Source organism: Methylococcus sp. ANG, assembly GCF_040730495.1.
In the GTDB taxonomy this organism is placed as follows: domain Bacteria; phylum Pseudomonadota; class Gammaproteobacteria; order Methylococcales; family Methylococcaceae; genus Methylococcus.
In genome coordinates this window covers 3,448,480-3,467,074 of the sequence record NZ_CP160399.1, presented here as the reverse complement: position 1 = coordinate 3,467,074, position 18,595 = coordinate 3,448,480, and the positions used below count along the sequence as shown (strand labels likewise).

Below are 18,595 nucleotides of genomic sequence, written 5' to 3'. Positions count from 1 at the left end.
CGGAAACGCCCCCCTTGCCGGAGAGCGGGTGGAGACTGCGGGGCAGCGGTCCGGACGCCGGCGGAACGCGCCACGCGTCCCGGCTCATCGCCTCCATGGAATCGCCCCATGCCAAAATCGACCATACGCTATTGGAATCCCCTGACCCAATCCGCCGGCGCCGGCTGGACGGCCGTGCCCGGTCTGGAAGGCATGGCCGAGCATCTGACCCTGAGCCTGGACGAGACGACCGGCGAATACACACGGCTGACCCGTTTCTTCCCCGGCGCGGACACCGGCGCACTGGGCGGCAAGAGCCACGACTATCCGGAGGAAATCTTCATCGTCTCAGGAAGGCTGTACGATCAGGCCTTCGACCTGTGGCTGGAAACCGGCCACTACGCCAGCCGCCCGCCGGGCGAAATCCATGGGCCGTTCCGCACCGACGCCGGGTGTGTGGTATTGGAGATTTCGTTTCCGCAGAGAACTGCCGGATGAGGCAACGGATGCGGGACGCCGGGGGAAAGGAGCCGGGCCGGTCGGCACCGGCCGCCCGATCCGCGGCTATGGCCGGTGCGCGGACCATGGAATGCGGCGAAGGGCTACTGCCGCCGTGACCGAAAAATGACCGCTGCCTGACGGATCGACGCCGAGACTCGACCAGCCTTCGAGTCTGCCTTGAAAAAGAAAATGGAGGATCGTGGCGGATAAGCGGCAGCGCATCCGCCAAATTCGGCTCCGCCGCTCTTCGAGTCAGCTTCGCTGCTCTTCGAGTCAGGCCCGCTGCTCTTCGAGTCAGCGCGGAGGTGGATGCGCTACGCTTATCCACCCTACTTGAGCGGAGAATTTTCCTGATTTCAACTGATTGACTTTGCTTGAATAATTTTTCAAGACAGGTCCTTAGCCGTTGGCGGCGGAAATCAGCCGCACGAAGCCGATCGCCCTTGCGGCCCGGTCTCCAGCCAGGCCAAAACGGCTTCGATCGTCCAGGCCGGATCATCCAGCGGAAGATCGTGCCCCGCGTCCGGATGCATTTTCAGCGGCAAACCCCAGTGCCGCGCGATGGCTTCTGAACATTCCGGGCCGACCAGCCGGTCGCCCCGGCTGCCGAGTAGCAGCACGGGGACGGCGGGCGCTTCCGCAGGCGGGCGGTAGCTGGCCGCGGCCCAGAGCTGCCGGAATACGTTGGCCCGGCGGATCGGATGCTCCCGGTAGGCGTCGACACGCGCCTGGACGCGGGACGGATCGTCCGCGGCAGAACGGCTGGTGAGGCGGAGTATCGCCCGCTCTCTGTCGGCGATGTCGGCTGTCAGCAGGGCGCCGACGACCTCCGGCCAGGCGCGCCAGCTCAGGCGACGGTGCAGCGGGCTCAAGCTGCTCAGGCTGGTGTTGATCAGCACGGCGCCGGCGATTTCACGGGGATGGCGCGCGATCCATTCGAGGGCGACCATCGCCCCGAGGGACAGGGCAAGGAGATAGCGCGGCATGCCGGCACTGGTTCCGAGTTCGGCGCGGGCGAACTCCATCGTCTCCCGGATGGAAAGCGGGCTGTCGAGACGCCAGTGCCGGCCGTTGCCGGGCAGGTCGACCGTACGCACGCGTGCACCCGGCACGGCGCGGGCGAACGTTTGCGGAAACCCGTCCCAGTGCGCGCTTTCCCGGACCAGGCCGCGGAGGAACACCCATTCCGCCGGACCGGGTCCCTCAGACATACCAGAAGTCCAGGCCCTGCTGCATCAGCCGGTGGCGCTCCCCGTTGTCCAGCCTGGTCCACGGGTCCGGCGAACGCACGGCACGGTAGAGCAGGTCGAACAGGAACAGGTGGCGGCGCAAGGTGCGGCGCACGCGGTGCGGCATGCGCGGATTGAACACGCCCAGGATGGAGAACAACTGGCTCCAGTTCTTCCGGATCCAGGCCCAGGAGCCCAGTTCCAGCGTGAAGGGGATGAACTGCCCGCCCGGCTGCTCTTCCCGGTAGCAGTCGTACAGGTAATCCCACAGATCCCCGTGTGCGAGGTACTGGCGGGACTGCGGCTCCATGCAATAGACATGGTTGGGATGGCTGCGGTCGAGCAAGTGCTTGAGCGCCACCGCTTCCGGCAGGTTCGGAAACGGCTCCCGCGTCTTCGCATAGGGAAACCAGAGCCGGTCGACCCGGCCATAGCCGGAGTGGACGTCCACGCTCAGGGCGATGCGCGCCGGAAAGATTTCCCGCCGCACGAAATCGCACAATGCCTGCGCTTCGGCCTGCATCGGCGCATCGGCGGCGCCTTGATACCAGGGCAGACTCGGAGACAGCCTTTGCCCCGCGAACAGATGCCAGGGCGAAAGGCCCTCCGCCTGCACCGGCGCGTTGCGCATGAGGTCCACGAACTCGCCATTGGAGCGGCGCTTCAAATACATCCCGACCGGGTTCACCAGCGGCACCATCAAGAGCCGGGTCTTCCGCAGCATCTCCCGGGTTACCTCGTCCCAGCGGGCGAGTTCCAGGATGGTGCGCAGATAGGCGATCACCACGCGGGTGCCGATGCGCTCGAGGCCGTGCACGCCGCCGAACAGCGCCAGCACCGGCGCGGCCGGGTCGGCGGGACCGAAACTTATCGCAAGCAGCGGAAAGCTGTCTTCGCCGTGCCGCAGCCGCGCCAGGGTTTCCACCCGGCCGAGTTCGGGGAACTCCTTCAGATGCTCCACCAGCAGCAGGATCTCGCGCAGCTCCGGCAAGCCGCGTAGCAGGTTGCGCGTAAGCGGCTGGGACTCGTTTTCGGCCCGGAAGAGGTGCTCGTGGGATGCGATCATGGCGCGGGCATTGTAGCCGTCCGGAGGCGGGGGTCAACCGGATGGCTGGATCGGGCTTCATGGCATGCCGGAGCGGCTGACGTTAGAATCGGCATCCCGCCACGACCCTGCTCCCCACAACCTTGCATCCTTCCCTGTTCGAGCCGGGGCGAAGCCCCCTCCTTTTGGTCATCTTCCTGCTGCTGCCGCTCACGGTTCGCGCCGGAGATGCGACGCGCGAATCCGGGCTGCCGGCAGCGATCGACAACGAACTCGCCTATCTGCTGGATTTCGTCGGCAAGAACCGGCTCGATCCCCACCGGTTCGATACCGCCCGCATCGGCCGGCTCCTCGATTTCGTCGAAAGCCCGAAGGACGAAGCCAGGCTCTACCGCGCCGGGGAACGCGACGGCGCCGCGTCGGCCTACTACGAGTCGGACCTCCAGCACAGCCTGGACCACCTGCTCCGCCTCACTTACAGCAACGACATCCCTTCGGTGTTCACCGCCCCGTCCACCGTGCGCACCGAACGCTGGACCGCGGTCGACGCACCCGGACAGAAGCTACCCGAACTCTGGACCCAGCCGGCCGCCCCGGACACGCCGGTCGTGGTCACCGGGATGGAACATCTGGTCAATTCGCCGGACAGCCACTCCGGCGCCTATTACGAATACGACCTGTACCGCACACTCATCTTGACCGGGGTGCGCGGGCGCAAGCTCCTGGTCAGCCTCTCCAGCCAGACCGGAGAGTCCAGGGTCGGGCGCAAGGGCATCATCGTGGGACCGGACGACAACTGGGACTACCTCTACACCGACCAGACCGGCCTGAACCGCATGGGGCTCGGCTGGGCCAGCACCCATATGTACGGCTCGCAATCGGTAGCGTTCTACCTCGAGACCGGCGGCGCCTCCCCGAAAACGCGCTTCGGGGTGTTCAAATGGATACGGGCGGGCTGGGCCGGTATCAACGTGGTCAATAGCCAGCACATCTTCAGTGGCCTCCGGCGCTTCGGCGAGGTGTTCAAGCGGATCGCAGAGCATCCGCGCACCGACGACACCGCGGCGCTGGCCCGGAGCTTCCGCGAAGTGTCGCGCATGCCGCAGCCGCGCCTGAAACGGATCGCGCAGGACTATCTCGCCGGATTGCGGAAGCGCTGCGAGGAAGTGGGGCTGCTCGCCGACGGCGACGTGCAGGCGTTGTTTCGCGACGGGCGCTACCTCGGCTCACTGAGCCGGGAAGACATGGAGTCCATCCTGGCCGTCGAATACGCCAAAGAGATACTCGGCAAACCGCATTACGTCGAGCTTTCGGATGAATTCGCGCAGGTGGAATAACGCACATCGCATTGTTATCGCTGCAAGAAAGCATTTTTCATCCTCCCGCAATCAGCATGTAACAGTCGGCTGCTAGTTTTCCCGGTTTCCTCCACCCAAGGTGACCACCCCATGACCAAGAAAACGCAGTTGTCGACCCTCGCCGCGGCCCTGTTCGCCGCGAGCGCCTGCCATGCCGGCGTAGACCTCATCGCGATCGGCACCGCCGATCCGGCGTCCTCCGACCGGGCCGCCAGAACCCACGCCCCGTTGGAAAACGGCGTCAGCGGCAACATCCTCGGCGGCCTCGGCTCCGGACTGGCCTGGGCCGGCGGCTCCATGTTCCTCGCGCTGCCCGATCGCGGCCCGAACGCCACGCCCTACAACCCGCTGGTGGACGACACCGCCTCGTACATCCCCCGTTTCCAGACCTTCCATTTCCAGCTCAAGCGCAACAACGGGGAATCGAGCCTCCCCTTCACCCTGAAACCCGTGCTGCTCTCGACCACCCTCTTCCACAGTGCCACGCCGCTCGTCTACGGAACCGGCGCCCTCGGCACCGACGGCACGCACACCCTGGGAAGCGGCGCGCCGGCCTTGAACGGCAGACGCAGCTTCTATTTCAGCGGCCGTTCGGACAATTTCGACGCCGCCGCCCCTTCGACCAACCCCGACAACGGCAGGCTGGACCCGGAAGGCATCCGGCTCTCCAATGACGGACGCAGCGTGTTCGTCTCCGACGAATACGGCCCGTACGTCTACCAGTTCGACCGTTTCACGGGCAAGCGGATCAAGTCGTTCACGCTGCCGGACCACTTCGCCGCCACGAACCTGAGCCCGAAGGGGAGCGACGAGATCGCCGGCAACGCGGTCGGCCGCGTCGCCAACAAGGGCATGGAAGGCCTGGCCATCACGCCGGACGGCAAGACCCTGGTGGGCGTCATGCAGACCAACCTGGCGCAGGACAAGAAGAACAGCGTCCGCATCGTCACCGTCAGCATCGCGACCGGCATGACCCACGAATACGCTTACCTGCTGACGGAAGGCTCGGGCGTCAGCGAGATCCTCGCGATCAACGATCACGAATTCCTGGTGGACGAACGCGACGGCAAGGGATTGGGCGACGACAGCGCCGCCAAGGTCAAGAAGCTGTTCAAGATCGACCTCGCCGGCGCCGCCGAAGTGAGCGGGATAAGCGGCAACCTGTCCGCCTACGCGGTCCCCAAGACCCTGTTCCTGGACTTCAAGGCGGCCCTGGTCAACGCCGGCATCAGCGCCTACGACGTCCCGTCCAAGATCGAAGGCATCGCGTTCGGCCCGGATGTCACGATCGACGGCCGGAAGCGGCACACGCTGTTCGTCGCCAACGACAACGACTTCCTGCCCAGCGTCACCGACTCCAATCACCCCAACGGCGTCGCCAATCCGAACAACTTCTACGTGTTCGCCTTCGACGATGCGGACCTGGGCACCGATGCGGAAGAAAACCCGACGGTGTTCCAGAAACAGAAAATCCTCGAAGCTTCCTTCAGGTAATCCCGCGGAAGCAGGAGACGCACCGCTGCCGGGCGGCGCGTCTCCTCGGCTTGGCTCCGGACCCGGTCGGGTCCGGCTTGCGTGATCAGCCTCGGCTCAGACCCCTTACCGCTTCGGCCACATCCCGGCTGAACCGGGCCAGCGCCCGGCTCATGGCGGCCACGGTCGCGCGGTAGTCCGTCCCGGCGGCAGGCTCCGCGTAGCGGGATTCGCGGACCAGGAGCTCGGTCTTGCCGTCGCCGCTGGACACCGACCAGCGCACATCGTGAAAACGGGATCAGACAACATTAGTTCTGGCAAAGGTACGGTCCGGTCCTTCTGCCCTTTCCCATCATGCACGGTCAGGTGATACTCAAGGTGGCGAATCACTTGATCCACTTCCTGGCGCGACAGCACGACCGGAATGTAAGGCCGGCGCTTGGCCCTCACCACCCCTTCGACCCTGCCAAAATCCTTCTCCAGCACATGTCTGAACAGAAATAGCAAGGCATTGAATGCCTGGTTCTGGCTGGAAGCCGCGAGATGCCTGTCGATCGCCAGAAAACTCAAAAATCCCTTGACATCTTCCACGGACACCAGGCGTGCGTCCTTGCTGCGGGTATAGGTCTGGAATTGCTGTATCCATATCTTATAGGCCTGTAGTGTCTTGCTGGAGTAGTGCCGCACCTTGATGGCCGAATACAATTTCTCGTAAACCCATACCCAGTTGGCTCCCGTTGATTTCGAATCACTTTCGCCCGCCGCCCCCGAGGACAGAATCGGCGGGCGTGGTGCCTCCTGAAGACGTGGCGCATCACGTGGGGTCGGGCTCTCCGCACGGGACGCTGCGCCTGCCGGGGTTGGCCGGTTCATCGGCGTGGGTGAGCGTAGCGGCACGGTCTCCTGCAGTCTCGTAACCACGGAACCACGGGGTCAGGTCTTGTCTTTTGCCATGCTGCACAATAGCCTTGCTGTATGTCCAGACCTTTACGAATCGAGTTTGCCGGTGGCCTGTACCACGTAACGTCCCGCGGCGACGGGCGCGAGGCGATTTTCCTGGCCGAGGAAGACAGGCCTTTATTTCTGGACGTGCTGTCCGAGGTGGTCCAGAACTTCAACTGGGCGGTGCATGCTTACTGTTTGATGGACAATCACTATCACCTCCTGGTCGAAACCCCGGATGGCAATCTCTCCAGAGGCATGCGGCAGTTGAACGGAGTCTACACACAGCGCTTCAATCGTCGGCACAGCCGTGTCGGGCATGTTTTTCAGGGCCGTTACAAAGCGATCATCGTGCAGAAGGACTCGTACCCCTTGGAACTGGCCCGCTATGTCGTCCTCAACCCGGTCAGGGCGGGCATGGTCCGAAGCCCGGCCGAATGGCCGTGGAGTAGTTACCGAGCCACCGCCGGCCTGTGCGACGCGCCGCTCTGGTTGACGACCGGGTGGCTTCTGTCTGCCTTTTCCGCAGAACCTAGCGAGGCAAGGGCGCGTTATGCGGCGTTCGTGTCGGACGGGAAGCATCAGCCGGGGCCTTGGGAACACCTGAAAAACCAGATTTTCCTGGGGTCTGAAACTTTCGTGACGAACCTCCTCCGCAGTATCAAGGCCGATACCGCACTCCGGGAAATTCCTGTCATCCAGCGCCGACCATTACCCCAACCACTGGCTCAGATTGCCCAGAACCATGAACGCGACGCGGCAATCTTCCTCGCCTATGCCAGCGGTGGGTACAGTTTGAAGGAAATCGGCGACCATTTCGGGCTGCACTACTCCCGGGTCAGTCGCATCCTGAAAAAACAATATGAGGCAAAAGGAAAGACCTGAACCCTTTGTCCTTGACCCCTTTGTCTCTGCGGGAAGGCCGGCTGATCCGGTCAGCTCAGCTTTTCGTACAAGCTCAGCGCAATCTCCACGAAGATCAGGATGACGATGTACCACTCGACCCGCAACGCCTGGCGGTGGTTTACCAGGTCCAGATAGGTCTCCGCGGTACGCGAGATGAGTTCGAGCTTGCGCGACAGCGCCCGGTCCCGGTCGCGCAGTTCGTATTCGGTCGCCAGTCGCTCGTAAAGCTGGTCGAGCTGGGGATCGTCCCAGACGATCTCCGGCTTTTCAGCGACCTCGACCCGCCCCACCATGCGCCCCATGATGGAGAGGGCCTTGCCGATTTCGTTGAGGATTTCCCGCTTGCCCCGCGGCGGTCCGGCGGCGCGGGTCAGGCGCTGGGCGATCTGTTCGATGCGGTCGAACTCTTCCGCCACGTTGCGCTCGTAGTAGGACAGGACGCAGCTCTTGGCCAGCACGTGGGCGACGACCTGCAGGCGGGCGACCGACGCCTCGCGCAGGACCAGGCGGCCTTCGCTGTCCAGCCGCTCCGGCAGTTCCGGGTGGATCAGGAGGTCGACCTCCTCCAGCTCCGGTTCCGGCAAAGGGTTGTGGACGGTCGGACGCAGACCCTGGAGGACCTCCGCTTCCTGCTCGGCGCTGAGACCGACCAGGACGACGACGCCGAACCGGAACGTGATCCGGTAACCTTCGCGTCCGACCACCAGAGTCAGGGGCCCCAGCGCGACCGCTCCGCCCCGTTCGATCTCGCGGTAGTCGATGCGGCTGCCGAGAAACCAGGCACGGGTACGGATCACCCGTTCGGTGCCGGCGGCCATGGCGGGAAAATCAGCGTGCCAGCGGCCGGATGCCCACCGATTCCCGGATCCGCTGCATGAAGGGGACGGCATGGGCCCGCGCCTTGGCCGCACCGGCCCGGAGTTCCTGTTCGATCCGTTCCGGCTCCTGGATCAGCGCTTCGTAACGCTCGCGGGCCGTTGCGAGGTGATCGTTCAAGTATTCGTACAGCTTGTTCTTCATCTCGCCCCAGCCGATGCCCTCGGCGTACCAGCGCCTGGCCTCCTCGACCTCGTGCTTGGTGGCAAAGGCCTGGTAGATCGAGAACAGCGTACAACCGGCGGGATCCTTGGGTTCGCCCGGAAGCTGGGAGTTGGTCTTGATTTTCATGATGAGCTTGCGCAACTGCTTTTCCGGCGCGAACAGCGGAATGGTGTTGTCGTAGCTCTTGCTCATCTTGCGGCCGTCCAGACCCTGGAGCACCGCGGTTTCCTCGCTGACCACGGCCTCCGGCAGCACGAAATGCTCGCCGAAGATGTGGTTGAAGCGCTGGCCGATGTCACGGGCCATCTCGATGTGCTGCACCTGGTCCCGGCCTACCGGCACCTTGTGGGCATTGAACATGAGGATGTCCGCCGCCATGAGCACGGGATAGTTGAAAAGTCCCATGGTGACGCCCTTGTCGGGATCGGCCTCATCGGCCTCCTGGTTGGCCTGAACCGCGGCCTTGTAGGCATGGGCACGGTTCATCAGGCCCTTGGCGGTCACACAGGTCAGCATCCAGGTCAGTTCGACGATTTCCGGAACGTCCGACTGGCGGTAGAACACGGCGTTCTGGGTATCCAGCCCCAGGGCCAGCCAGCTCGCGGCGATCTCCAGCGTCGATTGCCGCACCCGCTCCGGATCGTGGCATTTGATCAAGGCGTGATAATCGGCCAGAAAATAATAGGGCTGCACGCTCTGGTCCCGGCTCGCCTCGATCGCGGGCCGGATGGCGCCGACGTAATTGCCGAGATGGGGAGTCCCGGTGGTGGTGATGCCGGTCAGGACGACTGATTTGGTGCTCATACGGACGAAGTGGTGAAAAAGACGGCAGGAAACGGCGCGCCGGCCGGCGCGGGCGGCACTATGACACAAATCCCCCGGCGCCGCCACAATCGTCCGAGGCTCAAAACCCCCATACCGCGCACCATTCGTTTAGAATACGCCCCCGAGACAATCATGAGGGGGCGAGCCTATGCCGGATTTCATCGAGAGACGCCGCTCTCGACGCGTACCAGTCAGCTATCCGATCAAATACAGGATCGCGGGAGAGGACGAGGAACGCGCCGGTGTCTGCGTCAACATCAGCGGCTCCGGCATCCTGTTCCGGACCGATGAAATCATCGAGCCGGGCCGCGCCCTGGAAATCCGCATCGAGCCGGACAACCGGCTCGCCCCTCCCCTGACGGCCAACATCGAAGTGGTGCGCTGCACCCCGGCGCCGGAGCCCGGTTTCAACCATGTGGCCGGCGCCATCAAGGGAATCAAGAGCGAATAAACCCGCATGTACAGCGTCACCAAAGAGGTTTTTTTCTGCTACGGCCACCGCCTGATGCACCATGCCGGCAAGTGCCGCCATCTGCACGGCCACAGCGTTCGGGCGGCCATCACCGTGTCCGCCGCGGACCTGGACTCCCAGGGCATAGTTTGCGATTTCGCGGACATCTCGGCCGCCGCCCATGCCTTCATCGATACCCAGCTCGACCACAACCTGCTGCTGCACCGGGACGATCCTTTGCTGCCCTTGCTGCGGCAGGCCGGCGAGCGGGTCCTCGTGCTCGAGCAGCATCCCACGGCGGAAGCCCTGGCGGAAATGATCTACCGGGATTTGCGGCAGAAAGGATTCGCGGTGCAGAGCGTCACCCTCTGGGAAACTTCGAGCGCCTGCGCAAGCTACCGCGAGGAGGGCCAGCCGTGAGCCGGTTCCTGCCCCGCAACCGCTCCTACTGGCTGGCAAAGCTGTGCGAGGCGAATTACGAACGGCTGGTGGCGCTGGTGCCGGATCTCGATCAGATCCGGCCGGTTCTGAAGGCATCGGTGCACGGCAAACCCACCTTGCACATCCGCCTGCTCGAGCGGTCCCCCTATACCCTGACGCTGGAGCTGACGCATGCATTCGACCGCGCCATGGAAGAGCTGCGCAAGCCCGCCGTCAGGATCCGGGTCTATCTCGACGCCCGTTCCGTCGAAGTGCTCAGCGACCACTGCCGCCCCGAGGTGCGCGACGCCCTGCGGGACGAAGCGACGCCGCAGCGGGTGCTGGACTACAAATGGTCGTTGAACTATTTCCTGGCACGCTGGCTGGATTACTGCGTCGACAGCCGCTACCGGCTGTCGGCCGGCCCGGCCGACCTGTACCCTTGGATGGACAGTTCGGCGCCGGCCTAACTTCAACGCCGCAGGGCGCGCTTGAGCGCCTCCGCCTTCTCCAGGGCCGCGTCGGCGGTTTCGGCCAGCACGTTGAAATGGCCCATCTTCCTTCCCGCCCTGGCACTGGCCTTGCCGTAGAGATGCAGCAGCGCGGCGGGCTCGCTCAGAACCAGGTCCCAGGCCGGTTCGTCGTCGCGCCAGATGTCTCCCAAGAGGTTCACCATGACGACGGGGCTGAGCAGGCGCGTGTCCGCGGGAGGGAGCCCGCACAGGGTGCGGACCTGCTGCCCGAACTGGCTCACGGCGCAGGCGTCGAGGGTGTAATGGCCGCTGTTGTGGGGCCGCGGCGCGATTTCGTTGATGACTACGCCGCCGTCCCGCAGCACGAAAAACTCCACCGCCAGCACGCCGACGTAGTCCATCGCCTCCGCCAGGGCACAGGCCATCTCGCAAGCCCGTGCGGCAACGTCGGGCGCCACCCGCGCCGGCACGATGCTGATGTCGAGGATGCCCGCCTCGTGCCGGTTTTCCGCGACGGGGAAGGTTCTGACGAGATCCGCCGAAGTCCGAGCCACGATCACGGAGATTTCGGTCTGGAGGTCCAGCCTCTTCTCCAGCACGCAGGGGCGGCAGCCGAACGCTTCGAAGGCGCCGCGGACCTCCTCCGGGGTAGCGACCCGCGCCTGCCCCTTGCCGTCGTAACCGAAGCGCGCCGTCTTGAGAATCCCCGGCAGCAGCGGGCCGAGGTCGCCGGACAGGTCTTGCGCGGCTTCCACCGCCTTAAACGGCGCCACGGCCAGACCGGCGCCCGCGATATAGCGTTTTTCGGCGATCCGGTCCTGGGCGATGGCCACGCAGGCCGAGGAAGGCGAAACCCGCGTCCTGGACTCCAGGAATCGCAGGCTGTCGGCGGGAACGTTCTCGAATTCGGTGGTCACCGCCGCGCAGCCCGACGCGAGCTCCTCGAGCGCGCCCTCGTCATCGTAGCCGGCGCGGATATGGCGATCCGCCACCATTCCCGCGGGGCTCTGGACATCGGGGTCCAGCACGGTCACCCGGTAGCCCATGGAACGGGCGGCCATCGTGAACATGCGCCCCAACTGGCCGCCGCCGAGAATCCCGAGCATCGCGGGCGGCAGGATGTGCGCCATCAGCGCGCCTCCGGCAATTGCGCCGCCAACACGGATTCGGTCTGATGCCGGCGGAACTCGTCGAGACGAAGCTGCAGGGCCGGGTCGCCGTTCGCCAGCAGGGCCACCGCGAACAGCGCGGCGTTGACCGCTCCCGCCTCCCCGATGGCGAACGTCGCCACGGGCACGCCCTTGGGCATCTGCACGATCGAATACAGCGAATCCTGTCCGCCGAGATGCCTGCTGGGCACCGGCACTCCCAGCACCGGCACGGTGGTCTTGGCCGCCATCATCCCGGGCAGATGCGCCGCTCCGCCCGCGCCGGCGATGATGCACTTGATGCCGCGCGCTCGCGCGCGCTCGGCATAGTCGAACAACAGGTCCGGTGTTCGATGGGCTGACACCACTTTGGCCTCGCACGGGATGCCGAACTCCTCGAGCTTGCGGACAGCGTGCTGCATGACCTCCCAGTCGCTGGTACTCCCCATCACGATACCGACCTGAACCATTAGGGTACTCGTTGCCGTTGAAAAAAGTTCCTATGATACCCCACAGCATCGACACCTCCCAAATGCCGTCACGATCCTCGCCCAGGAACGATCCCGTCGCCGTAAATATCCGCCGAATCGGATCGCGGCCGATCTCCTTTTCTGACGCCCTTCCCGGGCAAGAATCCGGTGATGCCGGCCGGGAAGACCCGAACGATCCGGTCCGTCGTGATCTGGTAAAATTCCATGTTTTTGTTCCGAAACCCTCTGGACGGCGATCCCTTTATGCCTGAACCCCTTCACACACTCCGTTCCGGACAACGCTGGATCAGCGACACGGAGCCGGAATTGGGGCTCGGCACCGTGCTCGGCGTCGAGTACAACAGGATCACCGTCTCGTTCATCGCCAGCGGCGAACGGCGAATCTACGCCGTCGGCAATGCTCCGCTGACGCGGGTCCGGTTCGCGTCCGGCGACCGGGTGGAAAGCGTGGACGGCTGGTCGATGCGGGTCGACGAAGTCGAGGAGAAGGACGGCCTGCTGGTCTATGTCGGCAAGGACGCGGACGGAAGGCGGCGTGCGCTGGAAGAGATCGAGCTCAACCCGTTTCTCCAGTTCAACAAGCCGCAGGACCGGCTGTTCTCTGGCCAGATCGATCCCGGCGACGTGTTCCGCCTGCGCATCGAAACCGGCGAAAAGCTCGCGCGTCTCGAGCAGTCCCCGGTGCTGGGCCTCGTCGGCGCCCGCACCAGCCCGATTCCCCACCAGCTCTACATCGCCCACGAAGTCGCATCCCGGCATGCGCCGCGGGTGCTGCTGGCGGACGAAGTCGGCCTCGGCAAGACCATCGAGGCCGGCCTGATCGTCCACCACCGCCTCCTCACGGGACGGACCGAAAAAGTGCTGATCCTGGTGCCAAACATGCTGCTTCACCAGTGGCTGGTGGAGATGCTGCGGCGGTTCAACCTGCGTTTCAGCCTGATCGGCGACGACGCCTACGAGGACGCCGCCGAAGAAGGCAGCCCGTTCACCGACGTGAACCTAGCCCTGAGCAGCCTCGATTTCATCCTCAAAGACCCCGAGCGCCACCGCTACGTGCTGGACGTCGCCTGGGACATGATCGTCATCGACGAGGCCCATCATCTGGAGTGGACGCCGGAAGGGCCGAGCCCCGCCTATGCCTTCGTCGAAACGCTGGCCCGGCGCACGCCCGGCCTGCTGCTCTTGACCGCCACGCCGGAACAGCTCGGCAAGCTCGGCCACTTCGCCCGTCTGCGGCTGCTCGATCCGGACCGTTTCTTCGATTTCGAGCAGTTCCGGCAGGAGGAGCAGGAATACACGGCGCTGGCCGAGGTCATCAACAAGCTGCTCGACAGCCCCCGGCTCGATGCCGAGACCTTCGGACAACTGCAGCGTTTCTTGCGCCACGACCGCGCCGATGCGCTGGTGGGAGACCTGGACGACCCGGAGCACGCCGCGGCGGCCCGCGATGCACTGATCCAGCTCCTGCTGGACCGCCACGGCACCGGCCGCGTGCTGTTCCGCAACACCCGAAACACCGTCCACGGCTTCCCTTCCCGCCTGCTGCACGGCCGCCCCCTCCCCCCGCCGGAACATTACCGGTCGCGGACGGAGTCTATCGAAGCTCGGTTGTGGCCAGAATCGTCCGGCGCGGACCCGGAGTGGTGGCGCCACGATCCGCGCGTGCACTGGCTGCTCGACACCGTCCAGCGCCTCAAGCCGTCGCGCTCGAAGCTTCTGGTCATCTGCCATCGGCAGCAGACGGCGGTGGACCTGGAAAACGCCCTGAGAACGCTGGGCGGCGTCCGCGCCGCGGTGTTCCACGAGGACATGTCGATCATCGCCCGCGACCGCGCCGCGGCATGGTTCGCGGAGGAGGAGGAAGGCGCCCAGGTGCTCGTCTGCTCGGAGATCGGCAGCGAAGGGCGAAATTTCCAGTTCGCCCACCATCTCGTGCTGTTCGATCTGCCCCTGGACCCGAACCTGCTGGAGCAGCGGATCGGCCGCCTGGACCGTATCGGCCAGCGCCACAGCATCGACATCCATGTGCCCTATTTCGAGGACACGGCCCAGGAAATCCTGTTCCGCTGGTACCACGAAGGCCTGGACGCCTTCCATCGCCCCGCCGCGGCCGGGGCCGCGGTGTTCGCCCGGATCGGCGACGAGCTCGGGCGAGTCCTGCTGGCACTGGACGCCGCCGCGGGCGAAGCCCTGATCCGGAATACCCGGAAACTGGCCGAAACCATAGAAGCCGAACTCCACGCCGGCCGGGACCGCTTGCTGGAACTCAACTCCTGCCGGCCGGGGCCGGCCAACCGCCTGGTCGAAGCCGTCGGCGCCTGGGACCGGGACGCCGCCTTGTGGCCCTGGCTGGAAACGGTGTGCGACGCCTACGGCGTCGTCGTCGAGGAGCATTCCACCGACTGTTACATCCTCCGTCCCGGCGAACACCTGCGGGTCCCCAAGTTCCCGGAGCTGCCGGAAGACGGCGTCACCGTCACCCTCAGCCGGGACGTCGCACTGGCGCGCGAAGACATGCTGTTCCTGAGCTGGGAACACCCGCTGGTGCGGGGCGCCATGGACCTGATCCTGAACGGCGAGCACGGCAGCGCTTCGCTCGGCTTCGTATCGCACCCCGCACTCGCCCCCGGCCAGATGCTGCTGGAAACCTTCCACCGGATCGAATGCACGGCACCGCGCCGACTGCAACTCTTCCGATTCCTTCCGACGACGCTGATGCGCACGCTGCTCGACCATCGCGGCCAGGACCTCGGCCGGATCGCGGCGGCGGAATTCCACGAGCGTCCCCACGCCTTCGAGCCCGAGAAGGTCCGCGCGTTCGTGCGGAGCCAGAAACCGAATCTGGAAAAGCTACTGGCCCTGGCCGAAGCCCGGACAAGGGCTCTCCTTCCTGAAGTCGTGGCCGAGAGCAGCCGGCGCATGCTCGATGAGATGGGGGACGAACTCAAGCGGCTGGCCGCGCTCCGGAGCATCAACCCCAGCGTCCGCCAGGAGGAGCTGGACAGGCTCAAGGACGATGCCGTCGAGATGCACGAATACCTTCAGGCCGCGCAGCTGCGGCTCGATGCGGTCCGGCTCCTCATCACCGTGTAGCGCCCATGAAAAAGGGAAGCGAGGCTCCCCTTTTTCCACCCGCCGCCTGGCGTCAATCGGCGCTCACGACGATTCGCCGCGGCTGAATCGCCGCTTTCTTGGGAATCACGATCTCCAGCACGCCGTTGTTGTAGCGCGCGGATATGCCGTCGGCGTCGGCGGTATCCGGCAGCGAAAACCGGCGGTAGAAGCTGCCGTAGACCCGCTCGATGCGCTTGTAGCCGGAACGCTCCGTACGGGCTTCGGTATTCCGCTCGCCGCGCAGCGTCAGAACGCCCTGCTCCATCGACACATCGATGTTCTCCGTGCTGACGCCGGGAAGATCGGCGAGGAGGACGTAACGATCGGCTTCCTCCTTGATGTCCACGGCCGGCGTCCATTCGGCCGTCGCAGCGGAGTCCGGACCCGGACGTCCCTCGAAGGAACGCTCCAGCTCCCGCTGCAGTTGATTCAACAAACTCCACGGCTCATTGCGGCTGATTGTCATGGCGCATCTCCTGTCTGGTTTGGCCTGTCTGCGTTATGGCGCGCTGCCCCGCCGATTTCAATGGGAGATATCGGGCGCTTTGCCGGAAACGCCGTCGTGATCAGTTCTTGAAGCCGTTCTTGTGCACGATGTTGATGCCCTTGAGCAGATTGAGCGCTTCGTTCAGCGGATAATCCTGCAGGGCGAGCGCCTCGTCGAGCTTTTCCGAGTCCTTGTCCTTCGCATCGCCACCTTTCTTGGCTTTGTCGTTGCTCAGATGGCCGGTGAGATCGGCCTCCTTGATGGGGGCGAACTCCGACTTCGCCGCCATTTCCAGCTTGATCCGGGAAATCGACACGTCCGGCGTGATGCCCTCGGCCTGGATCGAACGCCCCGACGGCGTGTAGTAGCGCGCCGTGGTGAGCTTGACCGCGCCGCCGTTGCTGGTCGGGAGGATGGTCTGCACCGAGCCCTTGCCGAAGGTCTTCTCGCCCATGATGACCGCCCGCTTGTGGTCCTGCAGCGCGCCCGCGACGATCTCCGAGGCCGAGGCCGAACCGCCGTTGATCAACACCACGATGGGCGCGCCGCCGATGATGTCGTTGGGCGTGGCGGAGAAGCGCATCTTGGCGTCCTCCACCCGGCCATCGGTGTAGACGATCAGGCCGCTTTCGAGGAAGGCGTCGCTGACCGCCACGGCGGCGTTGAGCACACCGCCCGGATTGTTGCGCAGGTCGAGGACGAGGCCTTTCAGGGCGCCCTTCTTCTTCATCTCGTCGATGGCCTCGACCATGTTGTCCCCGGTCTTGGACTGGAAACTGGTGATGCGCAGATAGCCGTAGCCGTCTTCGAGTATCCGGCTCTTGACGCTCTTGATCTTGATGATGTCGCGGGTGATGGTGATCTTGAGCGGCTGCTCGACGCCTTCGCGGACCACGGTCAGCACGATCGGGCTGCCCGGTTCGCCGCGCATCATCTTGACCGCATCGTTGAGGGACATGCCTTTCACCGGCTTGTCGTCCAGGCGGATGATCAGGTCGCCCGCCTTGATGCCCGCATGGAACGCCGGCGTGTCGTCGATCGGTGCGATCACTTTGACGAAGCCGTTCTCCATCCCGACTTCGATGCCCAGCCCGCCGAACTGGCCGGTGGTACCGACCTTCAGTTCGTTGTACTGCTCCTGGTCCAGGTAGGTGGAGTGCGGATCGAGGCCCGACAGCATCCCCCGGATGGCGTCTTCCAGCAGTTTGTCGTCCGGTACCGGCTCCACGTAATCCTGCTGGATGCGACCGTAGACTTCTGAAAATGTCTTCAACCCTTCGAACGGGATATTGACCGCCCCCGCGGGGGTCTGTTTATCCTCCGCCCAACTTGCCGCCGACACCACACCGAGTAACAAACCAATCTTGAGCGCACGCATGCCCGTCACTTTCACCCTATATTCAAAGATTCCGCAATAAATACCGCCACAAACCACATCCCCGGCGCCGCTCAATCCTTGCACCACTGCGACGGATCCATGGGCTGGCCCTTCTCCCGGATGCCGAAATACAGGCCCGGCTCCGGTTGTCCGCCGCTGGAACCGACACTGGCGATGACCTCTCCGGAGTCCACCCAGTCGCCGACGTTCTTGTAAACGCTCTGATTGAATGCGTACAAGCTCATGTAGCCGTCACCGTGATCGACGATGGTAAGCAAACCGTAGCCGCGAAGCCAATCGGAAAAAACCACCCGCCCTTCCGAAACCGCCTTGACCGGCGCGCCCTCCGGCGCCCGGATCACCACGCCGTCCCAGCGCCCCGACATCCGCTGGCCGCCGAATTGCTCCGCCCGCTCCCCCGCCGCCGGCCAGCTCAATTGCCCCTTGCGCAGCGCGAAGGATCGCGGCGCGGCGAGCGAAGCGGTGAAACCCATGACGATTTCGCGCAGGGAGGATACCAGAGCTTCCAGCCGATGCTCGCTTTCCTTGAGCCGGGCCAGTTCGGCATCCTTTCCCTGGCGCTCCTGGCGAAGCCGGGCCAGCACATCGAGCCGCTCCCGCCGGGTTTCATCCAGTTCGACCTTTTCATGCTCGACGCGTTCCCGCAGCGCCTCGAGACGGCCGGCATCGGCCGCCGCCTCGTCCTGCAGCGCCCGGACCTGGGCGACGTCCTTTTGCAGTGCCTCGAGACGGGCGTAACGGTCACGGTTCAGGTAACCGTGGTACGCCATCATGCGGGCGAGCCGCCCCGGCTCATCGATGTTCAGCACGAGCTTGAGCCATTGCCGATCGCCGAGCGCGTAGGCGGACCGGGCCAGCGAGGCCAGCGCCTTGTGCTGCTTGAGCACCGCCTGCTGCAACTCGGCGAGACGGCGGTTCGACTCCGCCGCGCGCCTGGACTGAACGGCAGTCTTGTCCTCCAGCAGCCGGAGCGTGTGTACCAGATCGCCATAACGCTCCTCGACCCGCCTCAACTCGGCGGAAACGCTGCCCTGGCGGGCTTCGATCGTTTCCAGCTCCTTCTCCGCGGACTCGATCCGGTCGCGTACCGCCTTCAGCCGCTCGGCGGCGTCGCCGTCGTCGGCAGGAATCGCCTGCCAGGGCGCCGACAACATCAGGAATCCGGAGAAGACGAACGCCTTCACAGGCCGCAGCATCCCGAACGGGTCCCATTCGGCCCCGGCAGCGCCCGCCGGACCGGCGCTGGCTCGAGAGAAAAAACAAGACCTTCGCGAGGCGGCTTTCACGTCGAAAGATCACTGGCAGGCACACGG

Annotated in this window: 18 protein-coding genes and 1 pseudogene; 8 read left to right on the top strand and 11 right to left on the bottom strand. The window is 64.8% G+C overall.

Annotated features, from left to right (window positions below; genetic code table 11):
- Positions 1-108: 108 nt before the first annotated feature.
- Complete coding sequence (locus ABZN20_RS16910; protein ID WP_218808909.1) at positions 109-477, top strand: cupin domain-containing protein; 369 nt, start codon at positions 109-111, stop codon at positions 475-477.
- A gap of 422 nt (positions 478-899) precedes the next feature.
- Here ABZN20_RS16910 and ABZN20_RS16905 read toward each other — a convergent pair whose 3' ends face one another.
- The gene (locus tag ABZN20_RS16905) at positions 900-1,691 is read right to left on the bottom strand and encodes an alpha/beta fold hydrolase (RefSeq protein WP_367026026.1); all 792 of its coding nucleotides are present in this window, start codon (positions 1,689-1,691) and stop codon (positions 900-902) included.
- Positions 1,684-2,775 carry a M14 family zinc carboxypeptidase gene (locus ABZN20_RS16900; RefSeq protein WP_218808907.1) on the bottom strand — a complete coding sequence of 364 codons (1,092 nt, stop codon included), beginning with the start codon at positions 2,773-2,775 and terminating at the stop codon, positions 1,684-1,686. The genes ABZN20_RS16905 and ABZN20_RS16900 overlap by 8 nt, the downstream gene beginning before the upstream one ends.
- Positions 2,776-2,939: 164 nt before the next feature.
- On the opposite strand from ABZN20_RS16900, the gene ABZN20_RS16895 reads away from it, so the two are divergent.
- Positions 2,940-4,091: a hypothetical protein gene (locus tag ABZN20_RS16895; protein ID WP_367026025.1), complete on the top strand. Its 1,152-nt coding sequence runs from the start codon at positions 2,940-2,942 to the stop codon at positions 4,089-4,091.
- A gap of 111 nt (positions 4,092-4,202) precedes the next feature.
- A complete protein-coding gene (locus tag ABZN20_RS16890; RefSeq protein ID WP_367026024.1) occupies positions 4,203-5,606 on the top strand; it encodes an esterase-like activity of phytase family protein in 1,404 nt (467 codons plus the stop codon).
- 85 nt (positions 5,607-5,691) lie between these two features.
- On the opposite strand, the gene ABZN20_RS16885 is transcribed toward ABZN20_RS16890, so the two are convergent.
- Together ABZN20_RS16885 and ABZN20_RS16880 are read right to left on the bottom strand one after the other, a co-directional pair.
- The gene (locus tag ABZN20_RS16885; protein ID WP_367026023.1) at positions 5,692-5,856 is read right to left on the bottom strand and encodes an ABC-type transport auxiliary lipoprotein family protein; all 165 of its coding nucleotides are present in this window, start codon (positions 5,854-5,856) and stop codon (positions 5,692-5,694) included.
- 209 nt (positions 5,857-6,065) lie between these two features.
- A pseudogene (locus ABZN20_RS16880) lies at positions 6,066-6,458 on the bottom strand (site-specific integrase); the annotation flags it as partial.
- A gap of 102 nt (positions 6,459-6,560) precedes the next feature.
- On the opposite strand from ABZN20_RS16880, the gene ABZN20_RS16875 reads away from it, so the two are divergent.
- Entirely contained in the window at positions 6,561-7,412 is an 852-nt protein-coding gene (locus ABZN20_RS16875; protein WP_367026022.1) for an REP-associated tyrosine transposase, read from the top strand.
- Between the two features lie 50 nt (positions 7,413-7,462).
- On the opposite strand, the gene ABZN20_RS16870 is transcribed toward ABZN20_RS16875, so the two are convergent.
- Together ABZN20_RS16870 and ABZN20_RS16865 are read right to left on the bottom strand one after the other, a co-directional pair.
- Positions 7,463-8,251, bottom strand: a complete 789-nt coding sequence (locus ABZN20_RS16870) for an RMD1 family protein (protein ID WP_218808905.1) — start codon at positions 8,249-8,251, stop codon at positions 7,463-7,465.
- 10 nt (positions 8,252-8,261) lie between these two features.
- The gene (locus tag ABZN20_RS16865; protein ID WP_218808904.1) at positions 8,262-9,278 is read right to left on the bottom strand and encodes a tryptophan--tRNA ligase; all 1,017 of its coding nucleotides are present in this window, start codon (positions 9,276-9,278) and stop codon (positions 8,262-8,264) included.
- A 169-nt stretch (positions 9,279-9,447) separates the two neighbouring features.
- Between ABZN20_RS16865 and ABZN20_RS16860 the strand changes: the two genes are divergently transcribed.
- From ABZN20_RS16860 to ABZN20_RS16850, 3 genes are read left to right on the top strand one after another with little or no spacing between them, the layout of a single operon-like run.
- Positions 9,448-9,750: a PilZ domain-containing protein gene (locus ABZN20_RS16860; RefSeq protein ID WP_367026021.1), complete on the top strand. Its 303-nt coding sequence runs from the start codon at positions 9,448-9,450 to the stop codon at positions 9,748-9,750.
- 6 nt (positions 9,751-9,756) lie between these two features.
- Positions 9,757-10,170 (top strand): 6-pyruvoyl trahydropterin synthase family protein, encoded by a 414-nt coding sequence (locus ABZN20_RS16855; RefSeq protein ID WP_367026020.1) that lies wholly within the window; start codon positions 9,757-9,759, stop codon positions 10,168-10,170.
- Positions 10,167-10,640: a DUF1249 domain-containing protein gene (locus tag ABZN20_RS16850; protein ID WP_367026019.1), complete on the top strand. Its 474-nt coding sequence runs from the start codon at positions 10,167-10,169 to the stop codon at positions 10,638-10,640. Before ABZN20_RS16855 ends, ABZN20_RS16850 begins: the two co-directional genes overlap by 4 nt.
- 2 nt (positions 10,641-10,642) lie before the next feature.
- On the opposite strand, the gene ABZN20_RS16845 is transcribed toward ABZN20_RS16850, so the two are convergent.
- On the bottom strand, positions 10,643-11,773 hold the full coding sequence (locus ABZN20_RS16845) for a 5-(carboxyamino)imidazole ribonucleotide synthase (RefSeq protein WP_218808900.1): 1,131 nt from the start codon (positions 11,771-11,773) through the stop codon (positions 10,643-10,645).
- Complete coding sequence (purE, locus tag ABZN20_RS16840; protein WP_367026018.1) at positions 11,773-12,261, bottom strand: 5-(carboxyamino)imidazole ribonucleotide mutase; 489 nt, start codon at positions 12,259-12,261, stop codon at positions 11,773-11,775. Before purE ends, ABZN20_RS16845 begins: the two co-directional genes overlap by 1 nt.
- Positions 12,262-12,525: 264 nt before the next feature.
- Between purE and rapA the strand changes: the two genes are divergently transcribed.
- Positions 12,526-15,375, top strand: a complete 2,850-nt coding sequence (rapA, locus tag ABZN20_RS16835) for an RNA polymerase-associated protein RapA (protein ID WP_367026017.1) — start codon at positions 12,526-12,528, stop codon at positions 15,373-15,375.
- A 52-nt stretch (positions 15,376-15,427) separates the two neighbouring features.
- On the opposite strand, the gene ABZN20_RS16830 is transcribed toward rapA, so the two are convergent.
- The 3 genes from ABZN20_RS16830 to ABZN20_RS16820 form a co-directional block, all read right to left on the bottom strand.
- Positions 15,428-15,862, bottom strand: a complete 435-nt coding sequence (locus tag ABZN20_RS16830) for an Hsp20/alpha crystallin family protein (RefSeq protein ID WP_218808897.1) — start codon at positions 15,860-15,862, stop codon at positions 15,428-15,430.
- A gap of 100 nt (positions 15,863-15,962) precedes the next feature.
- Complete coding sequence (locus tag ABZN20_RS16825; RefSeq protein ID WP_367026016.1) at positions 15,963-17,261, bottom strand: S41 family peptidase; 1,299 nt, start codon at positions 17,259-17,261, stop codon at positions 15,963-15,965.
- Positions 17,262-17,332: 71 nt separating this feature from the next.
- Positions 17,333-18,478: a murein hydrolase activator EnvC family protein gene (locus tag ABZN20_RS16820; protein ID WP_218808896.1), complete on the bottom strand. Its 1,146-nt coding sequence runs from the start codon at positions 18,476-18,478 to the stop codon at positions 17,333-17,335.
- Positions 18,479-18,595: the final 117 nt, after the last annotated feature.